The 9048-nt window shown below is 73.9% G+C and carries 11 protein-coding genes and 3 tRNA genes; 7 read left to right on the forward strand and 7 right to left on the reverse strand.

Annotated elements, in window-relative coordinates:
- The first annotated feature begins 15 nt into the window (after positions 1-15).
- On the forward strand, positions 16-1056 hold the full coding sequence (locus tag ACSNOK_RS26540) for an RNA polymerase sigma factor (RefSeq protein ID WP_436783312.1): 1041 nt from the start codon (positions 16-18) through the stop codon (positions 1054-1056).
- A gap of 1 nt (position 1057) precedes the next feature.
- Here ACSNOK_RS26540 and ACSNOK_RS26545 read toward each other — a convergent pair whose 3' ends face one another.
- Both ACSNOK_RS26545 and ACSNOK_RS26550 read right to left on the reverse strand, forming a co-directional pair.
- Entirely contained in the window at positions 1058-2488 is a 1431-nt protein-coding gene (locus tag ACSNOK_RS26545) for an FGGY family carbohydrate kinase (protein ID WP_436783302.1), read from the reverse strand.
- 42 nt (positions 2489-2530) lie between these two features.
- Positions 2531-2818, reverse strand: a complete 288-nt coding sequence (locus tag ACSNOK_RS26550) for a YtxH domain-containing protein (protein WP_436783303.1) — start codon at positions 2816-2818, stop codon at positions 2531-2533.
- 207 nt (positions 2819-3025) lie between these two features.
- Between ACSNOK_RS26550 and ACSNOK_RS26555 the strand changes: the two genes are divergently transcribed.
- The 3 genes from ACSNOK_RS26555 to ACSNOK_RS26565 all read left to right on the forward strand — a co-directional run bounded on the left by ACSNOK_RS26555 (position 3026) and on the right by ACSNOK_RS26565 (position 3444).
- Positions 3026-3098 (forward strand) — tRNA-Asn (locus ACSNOK_RS26555).
- A 5-nt stretch (positions 3099-3103) separates the two neighbouring features.
- Positions 3104-3179 (forward strand) — tRNA-Asn (locus ACSNOK_RS26560).
- Between the two features lie 191 nt (positions 3180-3370).
- Positions 3371-3444, forward strand: a tRNA-Ile gene (locus ACSNOK_RS26565).
- A gap of 109 nt (positions 3445-3553) precedes the next feature.
- Here the strand turns inward: ACSNOK_RS26565 and ACSNOK_RS26570 are convergent.
- On the reverse strand, positions 3554-4594 hold the full coding sequence (locus tag ACSNOK_RS26570; protein ID WP_436783304.1) for a DUF1259 domain-containing protein: 1041 nt from the start codon (positions 4592-4594) through the stop codon (positions 3554-3556).
- A 169-nt stretch (positions 4595-4763) separates the two neighbouring features.
- Here ACSNOK_RS26570 and ACSNOK_RS26575 point away from each other — a divergent pair, with 169 nt between their 5' ends.
- From ACSNOK_RS26575 to ACSNOK_RS26585, 3 genes are all read left to right on the forward strand, one after another.
- A complete protein-coding gene (locus ACSNOK_RS26575; RefSeq protein WP_436783305.1) occupies positions 4764-5147 on the forward strand; it encodes a thioredoxin family protein in 384 nt (127 codons plus the stop codon).
- On the forward strand, positions 5140-5778 hold the full coding sequence (locus ACSNOK_RS26580) for a histidine phosphatase family protein (RefSeq protein ID WP_436783306.1): 639 nt from the start codon (positions 5140-5142) through the stop codon (positions 5776-5778). The genes ACSNOK_RS26575 and ACSNOK_RS26580 overlap by 8 nt, the downstream gene beginning before the upstream one ends.
- A gap of 107 nt (positions 5779-5885) precedes the next feature.
- The gene (locus tag ACSNOK_RS26585; protein ID WP_436783307.1) at positions 5886-6311 is read left to right on the forward strand and encodes an OsmC family protein; all 426 of its coding nucleotides are present in this window, start codon (positions 5886-5888) and stop codon (positions 6309-6311) included.
- On the opposite strand, the gene ACSNOK_RS26590 is transcribed toward ACSNOK_RS26585, so the two are convergent.
- From ACSNOK_RS26590 to ACSNOK_RS26605, 4 genes are all read right to left on the reverse strand, one after another.
- The gene (locus tag ACSNOK_RS26590) at positions 6286-7002 is read right to left on the reverse strand and encodes a YoaK family protein (RefSeq protein ID WP_436783308.1); all 717 of its coding nucleotides are present in this window, start codon (positions 7000-7002) and stop codon (positions 6286-6288) included. The genes ACSNOK_RS26585 and ACSNOK_RS26590 overlap by 26 nt on opposite strands.
- Before the next feature lie 24 nt (positions 7003-7026).
- Positions 7027-7641, reverse strand: a complete 615-nt coding sequence (locus ACSNOK_RS26595; protein ID WP_436783309.1) for a sortase domain-containing protein — start codon at positions 7639-7641, stop codon at positions 7027-7029.
- A gap of 124 nt (positions 7642-7765) precedes the next feature.
- Positions 7766-8377: a hypothetical protein gene (locus ACSNOK_RS26600; protein WP_436783310.1), complete on the reverse strand. Its 612-nt coding sequence runs from the start codon at positions 8375-8377 to the stop codon at positions 7766-7768.
- Between the two features lie 53 nt (positions 8378-8430).
- Positions 8431-8895: a MarR family winged helix-turn-helix transcriptional regulator gene (locus ACSNOK_RS26605; RefSeq protein WP_436783311.1), complete on the reverse strand. Its 465-nt coding sequence runs from the start codon at positions 8893-8895 to the stop codon at positions 8431-8433.
- Between the last annotated feature and the right edge of the window lie 153 nt (positions 8896-9048).

The raw sequence follows: 9048 nt of genomic DNA on the forward strand, positions 1-9048 counted from the left end.
ACCCTCCCCGAGGCCCTGGCCGACCCCGTAGGGGCCGTTCCGCGGCAGCCCGGACCGCCCCCGCCCGAGACCCTGGCCGAGGAGCCGGAGCCGCTCCCGGAGCGGGAACGGGACCGGGATCGCGACCGGCGCGCCGAGACCGGCGGCCCCTCCTCGGACCTCTTCCGCCAGTACCTCCGCGAGATCGGCCGCATCCCCCTGCTCACCGCGGCCGAGGAGGTGGAGCTGGCCCGCCGGGTGGAAGCCGGGCTGTTCGCCGAGGAGAAGCTGTCGAACGACCCCGACCTCGACACCTGTCTGGCGCTCGACCTCGACCGCCTCGTCGTCCTGGGCCGGATGGCCAAGCGCCGCCTGATCGAGGCCAATCTGCGCCTCGTCGTCTCCGTCGCCAAGCGCTACATCGGCCGCGGCCTGACCATGCTCGACCTGGTCCAGGAGGGCAACCTCGGTCTGATCAGGGCGGTGGAGAAGTTCGACTACGCGCGGGGCTACAAGTTCTCCACCTACGCCACCTGGTGGATCCGCCAGGCCATGTCCCGGGCCCTCGCCGACCAGGCGCGCACCATCCGCGTCCCGGTGCACGTCGTCGAGCTGATCAACCGCGTCGTCCGGGTGCAGCGCCGGATGCTCCAGGAGCGCGGCAGCGAGCCGACGGCGGAGGAGGTCGCCGCGTACCTCGACCTCTCCGAGGAGCGGGTCAGCGAGGTGCTGCGGCTGGCCCAGGAGCCGGTCTCGCTGCACGCGCCCGTGGGCGAGGAGGACGACGTCGCGCTCGGCGACCTCATCGAGGACGGCGACGCCGCCTCGCCCGTCGAGTCCGCGGCCTTCCTGCTGCTGCGCGAGCACCTGGAGGCCGTGCTGTCGACGCTGGGCGAGCGCGAGCGCAAGGTCGTGCAACTGCGCTACGGGCTGGTGGACGGCAGGCCGCGGACGCTGGAGGAGATCGGCCGGATATTCGGGGTGACCCGGGAGCGGATCCGGCAGATCGAGTCCAAGACCCTCAACAAGCTCCGCGACCACGCCTTCGCCGACCAGCTCCGCGGCTACCTCGACTGACCTACTGCCCGAACGCCCCCGGATGCGTCTGCTCGCGCACCGTCGCGTACTGCTGCCGCACGGCCTGCCCCGACGGCAGGTCCTCGCCGGGCTCGAAGACCTGCCCGGCGCCCTGCGGCCAGCGCGGCGGCTCCTGCGGGGACAGCATCCCGTGCTGGACGCCCAGCGCCCAGGCGGCCTGCCGGGCCGCGCCCAGCGCCGCGTAGTCGGCCGGCTGGGGGACGACGACCTGGGTCCCGAACAGCGCCGGGGCCAGCGCCTGCACGGCCGGCAGTTCGGCCGCCGCGCCCAGCAGGAACACCCGGCGCACCATGACGCCGCGCCCGCGCAGCACGTCCAGCGCGTCCGCGAGCCCGCACAGCATCCCCTCGAAGGCGGCCCGCGCCAGGTGCTCGGGCTTCATGCTCTCCCGCCGCAGCCCGGCCAGCGTCCCGGCGGTGTGCGGCAGGTGCGGGGTGCGCTCGCCCTCCAGGTAGGGGAGCAGCACCAGCCCGTACGAGCCCCAGGACGAGAGCAGCGCCCGCTCCGAGAGCCCCGCCAGGTCCAGGCCCAGCAGCTCGGCCGTACCGCGCAGCACGCGGACGGCGTTGAGGGTGTGGACGACGGGCAGGTGCATGCCGGTGGCGTCGGCGAACGAGGTGATGGTGCCGGAGGGGTCGGTCAGCGCCTGGTGGTGGACGGCGAAGACGGAGCCCGAGGCGCCCAGCGAGATCACCGCGTCGCCGGGGCCCACGCCGAGGCCGAAGGCGGCGGCCATGGTCTCGCCGGTGCCCGCGGAGATCAGCAGGCCCTCGGGGGTGTGCCCGGCCGGTTCGGCGGGCGCGAGGACGTCGGGGAGCGCCGCGGGGTGGCCCAGCGCCAGTTCGACCAGGTCGGGGCGCCAAGTGCCGGTGGCGGCGGACCAGTAGCCGGTGGCCGAGGCGGCGCCGCGGTCGGTGGTCCGCCGCGCCGGCCGGCCCAGCAACTGCCACACCAGCCACTCGTGCGGCTGGAACAGCATGGCGGTACGGGTCGCCGACTCGGGTTCGTTCCTGGCCAGCCAGCGGAGCTTGGCGACGGACATGGCGGACTGCGGCACCGTGCCGACGGCCTCGGCCCAGGCGGCCCGGCCGCCCAGCGCGTCGGTCAGGTCGGCGGCGGCGGGCTGTGCCCGCTTGTCGTTGCCCAGCAGCGCCGGACGGACGAGCACCCCACCGGCGTCCAGCGTCAGCAGCCCGTGCTGCTGTGCCGAGACGCCGATGGCCTGGACGCCTTCCAGCAGCCCGCCGGCGGCGGCCTCGCCGAGTGACATCAGCCACGCCTGGGGGTCACCCTCGGCGGCGGACGGGGGATGGGGCGCGTACCCCTGCCGGAGCACGGCACCCGTGTCCGCGTCGCAGACGACGATCCGTGTGCTCTCGGTCGAACTGTCCAGCCCCGCGACTATGCCCATGCCGAGGATGATGCCAAACGGCCGTCGTCCGCCCGCATCCGGTCAGGTGTTGGTGGTGCCCCAGTCGTCCTCGTCGGGGGTCCGCTGCTCGCGCAGCGAGCGGACCCGGTCCGCCACCGAGCCGGGGACCCGTTCCCCCACCTTGCCGAGGGCCCGGCCGGCCAGGGCCCGGCCGTTCACCGCGGCCGTCTCCGCCGTGTTGCGCACGGCCGGATTCTGCGCGATCCGCCGCGCCCCCTTGCGCAACTCCTCGTACCGCTCGCGGCCCGCCCGCGCGCCGAACACATAGCCGACGGCGGCGCCGGCGATGAACGTCAGCCGGTAGCGCATCACACCCCATCCTTCCCTCGGATCCCGTGGAACCCACGGCCTCGCGGGCCCCAGCCGGGCTGTGTCCGCCGCCTACCCTGCGTACCCGGAGCTCACTCCGGGCGGACCGATTGGCGGAGCACCCCCCTGCTTGCGCTAATGTATGTCTCGCAGCGAGCGCACGCCGCCCGGGAGACCGGACGAAGATGCATTCGAGGCACGCGACGATCCCCTGTAGCTCAATTGGCAGAGCAGCCGGCTGTTAACCGGCAGGTTACTGGTTCGAGTCCAGTCGGGGGAGCGCGATCCTCTGTAGCTCAATTGGCAGAGCAGCCGGCTGTTAACCGGCAGGTTACTGGTTCGAGTCCAGTCGGAGGAGCCATCCGGAAGAGGACCCCCGCGGGGGTCCTTTTTTCATGCCGGGATTTCCCGCCGCGCGGGAACCATCCCGCCCCGCCCGCAGTCCTCAAGGTCAGGCTGGTCACACGATGTGCCCCCACCGGGGCAACAGATCGTATGAGCGGCTATGCTGCGGCAGACGGCGCGCACAGATGTGCGCGACGCGCCGTGAACGGGGCGGTAGCTCAGCCGGTTAGAGCAGCGGACTCATAATCCGTCGGTCGTGGGTTCGAGTCCCACCCGCCCCACACGAGCGATCCGTTCGAAAAAACGATCTAGCCCGCCGGTCGTGCGGGCCGCAGGGCCGCCACGTTTCCGTGACGGCCCTGATCTGTTCGATGGGGCTCCCCGGGGAACTCAGCCCAGCGCCACCGCCGGGGAGACATTGGTCTTCTCCACCGCGCCGCGCAGCCCGCGGGCGAGGCGGACGCCGTCGCCGACGCCCCAGAAGTGCAGGAAGAACAGGCGCGGGTCGTCCGTCAGCATGTGGCTGTGGATCGAGACGATGTCGATCCCGCCGCGCCGCAGGGCTTTGATGACGTCCTGCACCTCGTGGCCGGTCATCACGAAGTCGCCGTTGACGATCGCCTTGCGCTTCCCGACCGGCTGGAAGGAGATCGCGGTGGTCGAGCCGGTCATCCGGGGCAGGACCCGGTCGTGGTCGACGATCGTCTCGTTCCGGGCGAAGACGATTTTGTAGATGTCGCCCTCGGTGTCGCCCTGGGCGCCGAGCGCCCTGTCGATGCCGGTGGTGTCCAGGTCCAGCTGCTTCTTGACGGGCAGGCCGGTGGAGGGCGGGGTCCCGGTGGCGCGCAGCGCCGAGCGGAGCGCCTCGGCCAGGTAGGTGGCGTCCTCGTGCATCCCGTGGACGTGCATCCACCAGACCGCCGGCTCGTGCGTCAGCAGGTGCTTGTGGATGGCGGTCTGTGTGATGCCGCGCGCGTCGAGGATGTCGATGACGCGCTGCAACTCGCGCTCGGTGACCGCCATGTCGCCCATCATCATCGCCTTGCCGTCCTCGTAGCGGAGGAAGGAGACGAAGGACCCGACGCCCAGGCTGGGTTTGAGCGTGTAGCCGTACGAGGAGACCTTGAGGTCGTGGCGGAGGAAGCCCATGCGGTAGACCTGGTTGCCGGCCAGCCGGCCGCGGTGCTGGAGGACGTCGATGACGTCCTCCCAGTCCGACTCGCTGGTGGACGCCGGGTGGACCAGCGCCCGGCGCCCGCCGCACGGGTCGGTGGTGCGTCCCGGCGCGACGGCCCGGGCCGGTCCGGCGCCGGCCAGTATCGGCGCCAGGGCGGCGGTGGCCAGCACCAGGCGCCGCGAAGTCTGTGACGTCGAGGTACGGACCTGCTCGTCGTGGGGTCTGCCACCGCTCTGCGGTCTGTCGCCGGTCATACAAAAGCACCTCCGGCGATGATGTAACCATGGTCACACCGGTTCGCCTCGGAGGCGGCTGTAGGCCATCCGGTGGCTGCGGAATAAGGCACACCGGTACCGGGTTGCCGCTGCCGGGCCCCTTGCCGGGCCGATCACCGGGCCGACCGACGGAAGCGGGTAGACGCGCATGAGCAGCACCGTGGAGCTCACGAAAGAGAACTTCGACGGGACGGTCTCGGACCACGGGTTCGTCCTGATCGACTTCTGGGCCGCCTGGTGCGGGCCCTGCCGGCAGTTCGCCCCCGTCTACGAGCGGGTGGCCGGGCGCCACGAGGACCTGCTGTTCGGCAAGGTCGACACCGAGGCCCAGCCGGAGCTGGCCGCCGCCTTCCAGATCACGTCGATCCCGACCCTGATTGTCGTCCGCGACAACATCGCCGTCTACGCGCAGCCCGGGGCGCTCCCCGAGGCGGCGCTGGAGGACGTCATCCGGCAGGCCCGCGCGCTCGACATGGACGAGGTGCGCGCCGCCGTCGCCAAGGAGCGGCAGGAGCGCGGCGCCGGTGAGTGAGCTCCTCCTCGTCCGGCACGGCGAGACCGAGTGGAGCCGCGACGGCCTCCACACCAGCTGGACCGACCTGCCGCTGACCGCCCGGGGCGAGCGGCAGGCCGCGGCCCTCCGCCCGCTGCTCGCGGAACGCGTCATAGGCCACGTCCTGGCCAGCCCGCGGGCCCGCGCGCTGCGCACCGCCGAGCTGGCCGGGCTGCGGGACGTCCGCGTCGAACCCGACCTGCGGGAGTGGGACTACGGCGGCTACGAGGGGATCACCACCGCCGAGATCCACAAGGAGCGTCCGGACTGGTTCCTGTTCGACGACGGCGTCGTCCCCGGCCCGGACGGGCACCCGGGCGAGACGCCCGCCGAGGTGGGCGCCCGGGCCGACCGGGTGCTGGCGCGGATCGCGCCCTGGCTGGCCGCCGACGACGGGGACGTCGTACTGGTCGCCCACGCGCACTTCCTGCGGGTGCTGACGGCCCGCAGGCTCGGCTTGCCGCCGTCGGCCGGCGCGCTGTTCCGGCTGGACACCGGGACGGTCAGCCGGATCGGCACCGAGCACGGGCGCCCGGCGCTGGTGGCCTGGAACACACCGGCTCCGGACGGGCGTGTCGGAGCGGGGCGGCCGGGGAACGGAAACGGATGATCGACCGGGGCGTCGCCCCGATGGCCGTACGGCCGTCACCGTCCGATCGCCCGAGCACCGCCCGGGGCACGGCGCCCCGGCTTCCGTCACACCCCTGGAGGACCGCCATGGCCACCACCCGCACCGCGCACACCGTCTGGGAAGGCGAGCTGCTCAACGGCAGCGGCACCGTCAGCTTCGACTCCTCCGGCATCGGCTCGCAGCCGGTCTCCTGGCCGTCCCGCGCGGAGCAGGCGAACGGGAAGACCAGCCCGGAGGAGCTGATCGCCGCCGCCCACTCCAGCTGCTTCAGCATGGCGCTCTCGCACGGTCTGACCGGCGCGGGGACCCCTCCCACCCGCCTGGAGACCAAGGCCGACGTCACCTTCCAGCCGGGTGAGGGCATCACCGGCATCCACCTCTGGGTCCGCGGCGAGGTGCCCGGCCTGGACGAGGCGGGCTTCGCCTCGGCGGCCGAGGACGCCAAGAAGAACTGCCCGGTCAGCCAGGCGCTCGCCGGGACGACGATCACCCTCTCCGCCGAGCTCGGCTGACGCCCCGGCCGGTCCGCGGCCCGGCGCCGGGCGTGCGTCCGGCGCCGGTCGCGAGACAGCCGGCGGCGAGCAGCGCCACGGCGCCGGACGCGAGGGCCAGCGGCCACACCGGGCCGTGGTGGATCAGCAGCCGGCCGCCGGCCGCCGCCCCCAGGATCATGGCCAGCACCGAGCCCAGCCGCCGGCCGAGCCGGGGGCCGGAGCCGCCGGCGAGCCGGGAGTCGGCGGCGATGCCGGTGAGGACGCGGGTGAGGATCGTCGTCATCATGTCCGGCACGGCCAGCGCGCGGACGGTCGCGACGCGGACGCCCATCGCCACGGCGAGCACGGAGATCACGGTGAAGCGGCGGCCGTCCCCGTCCGGGACGCCGGCCGCGAGCCCCGCCGCGACGCCGGTGAGCAGCGCCTCGGCCGCGAGCGCCCCGCCCAGCCAGAGCCGCCGGGGCCGGCCCGCCATCGCCGTCCCGAACCGGCCGCCGAGCAGCGCCCCGAGCAGGAAGCCGGCCAGGGCCAGTGAGGAGGCGGTGGCCGAGAAGCCGGCCGCGCCCGCGGCGGAGAAGCCGAGGACGATGACGTTGCCGGTCATGTTGGCGATGAAGACGTGCCCCAGGCCCAGATAGCTGACGGCGTCGAGCACCCCGCCCACCACGGTGAGCGCGAGCAGCGCGGCGAGCAGGGGCCGGGGCGTCACGCCCTCATGGTCGGGGGCGGGCCGTCATGATCGCAGGACCGTGTCGACGACGAGGACGCGGTGCCCGGAACCCGGGCCGGGGTCGTCGCCCGCGCAGGTGACCAGCCGCAGGGCCCGCTCCTCCGGGCCGGGGGAGCCGGCGGCGGGGTGCTCCTTCCGGGTGGCGAACGCCTCGTCGCGGTCCATGGTGCGCACGGCCGTCACGGTGAACCGCAGCGTCTTGCCGTCGCCGCGCTCGATCTCCACCACCGCGCCCTCGCGCAGGGTGCCGAGCTTCCGGAAGACGCCGCCCTTACCGTCGTTCTCCCGGTGCCCGACGAGCACGGCGGTGCCGGGGCGGCCGGGCAGGGCGCTGCCGGTGCACCAGCCGGCGGTGTCGCTGTGCTCCTTCGGCGGCTGCCGCACCGGGCGGCCGGTGTCCCGGTCGGTGCGGAGCCGGATCAGCGGGCTGTCCACGCCGAGGGAGGGGATCCGCACCCGCTGCGGTTCGTCGGGGGAGGCCGGGGTGCCGACGGCCTTGGAGTTGTCGACCCCGCCCCAGGAGCAGCCGGTCAGCCCGGTCAGCAGGGCCACCGGCAGCACCAGGGCGGCCAGGACCAGCGCGGTCCGGGCCAGGGCGGGGCGGTGGGAGGGGAACATGGGGTTCCATCCGGGACGGGAAACAGGGGACGCGCCCACGCTACGGACGCCGGGCCCGGGCCCGCCTCGGGTAAACGGCCGGTCCGTCCGCGCCCGCCTCGTCCGAAAGGAGGAGACGCCGGCGTCAGCGCACCAGCCGCTGGTAGAGCCCCCAGGTGAACTCGGCCACGTGCTCCCGCCGCGCCCCGGACGCGTCGGGGGCGGTGAAGGCGAGCTGCCAGCGGGTCGGCGCCGTGCCCTCCATCGGGCGGGCGGGGGCGAAGGCGCGGGCCACCTCGTCCACCGTGCAGCACCAGGGCCGCAGCTCCTCGACGGTACGCGGGACGGGCGAGGCGGCGCCGGGCGCCCGGACCAGCCACTCGTTCCAGACCGCGCCGCCGGGCGCGGTGAGCACCTCGAACCGCAGGTCCGGCCAGAGCGGCACCGGCCAGGCCGAGGCCTCGGCGGTGAGGTCGCCGATCCGGCGCTCGGTGACGGTCTCGGGCGGGCCGAGGACGGAGCGGTAGCGGGCGCCGGCGCCGCGCTGCCGGGGCGAGCGCAGCATGGCCTGCCAGCGCCGGTTGGCCTCCCGCATCGCCGCGCGGCCGGTGTTCAGCTCCCGGAGGGCGTCCTCGACCAGGCCCGGCTGGTGGTCGGCCATCCGGCGGAGGAGGACGAGCTGGAAGTCCAGGGGCGTGAAGGGCGGCGTCGGGCCGGGGGCGGCGTTCCTGGGGGCCGTGGGTTCCATGGAGTCCATCGTGCCGTGGACGCGGGCGCGGCGGGCGGAGTCGTGCCGTTCCGCCCCGTGGCTCAGGGCGCCTCCTCGCCCTCGGCCTCGTCCGGGATGCCGCCCACCACGCGGCGCAGCAGGTCGCGCAGGTGCCGCCGCTCGTCCGCGGAGAGGCCGGCCAGCGGCTCCCGGGCGAAGTCCAGCTCCTCGCGCAACTGCCGCGCGGTCTCCCGGCCGTCCTCGGTGACGGCGGCCAGTTTGACGCGGCGGTCGGCCGGGTCGGGCCTGCGCTCGACGAGGCCGCGGGCGGCGAGGCGGTCGACGATGCCGGTGACGTTGGACGGCTCGCACTTCAGCTTCCGGGCGATCCGGCGCATGGGCAGCGGTTCCCGGGACAGGAGGGCGAGGAGCCGGGCCTGGGCGCCGGTGAGCGCGTGCCGGCCGGCCGCCTCGTCGTACTCCTCGTGGTAGCGCGTGACGACGGTCGCGATGAGCTCGACCACTTCGACCGTCACGGGGTCGGGGCGGGGTGTCGGCGGGGCCATGAAAGAAGAGTACCCAGTTGCTTGACAACCTAAAATATCTAGGTCAACTATTGTTTCATCACCTGAAACACCGCAGGAGGTCCTTCCGATGTCCGCAGCACTCCCCGGCACCACCCGCGCCTGGCACCTCGTCGCCCACCCCCAGGGCACCCC

The sequence above is a fragment of the Streptomyces sp. URMC 126 genome (assembly GCF_051386555.1).
GTDB lineage: Bacteria > Actinomycetota > Actinomycetes > Streptomycetales > Streptomycetaceae > Streptomyces.

Bases quoted from the DNA above. Each gene is read 5' to 3' on its own strand.
- ACSNOK_RS26570 (WP_436783304.1), bottom strand. From the start codon at position 4,594: ATGACCGGCGACAGACCGCAGAGCGGTGGCAGACCCCACGACGAGCAG.
- ACSNOK_RS26545 (WP_436783302.1), bottom strand. From the start codon at position 2,488: ATGGGCATAGTCGCGGGGCTGGACAGTTCGACCGAGAGCACACGGATC.
- ACSNOK_RS26550 (WP_436783303.1), bottom strand. From the start codon at position 2,818: ATGCGCTACCGGCTGACGTTCATCGCCGGCGCCGCCGTCGGCTATGTG.
- ACSNOK_RS26585 (WP_436783307.1), top strand. From the start codon at position 5,886: ATGGCCACCACCCGCACCGCGCACACCGTCTGGGAAGGCGAGCTGCTC.
- ACSNOK_RS26600 (WP_436783310.1), bottom strand. From the start codon at position 8,377: ATGGACTCCATGGAACCCACGGCCCCCAGGAACGCCGCCCCCGGCCCG.
- ACSNOK_RS26575 (WP_436783305.1), top strand. From the start codon at position 4,764: ATGAGCAGCACCGTGGAGCTCACGAAAGAGAACTTCGACGGGACGGTC.
- ACSNOK_RS26595 (WP_436783309.1), bottom strand. From the start codon at position 7,641: ATGTTCCCCTCCCACCGCCCCGCCCTGGCCCGGACCGCGCTGGTCCTG.
- ACSNOK_RS26605 (WP_436783311.1), bottom strand. From the start codon at position 8,895: ATGGCCCCGCCGACACCCCGCCCCGACCCCGTGACGGTCGAAGTGGTC.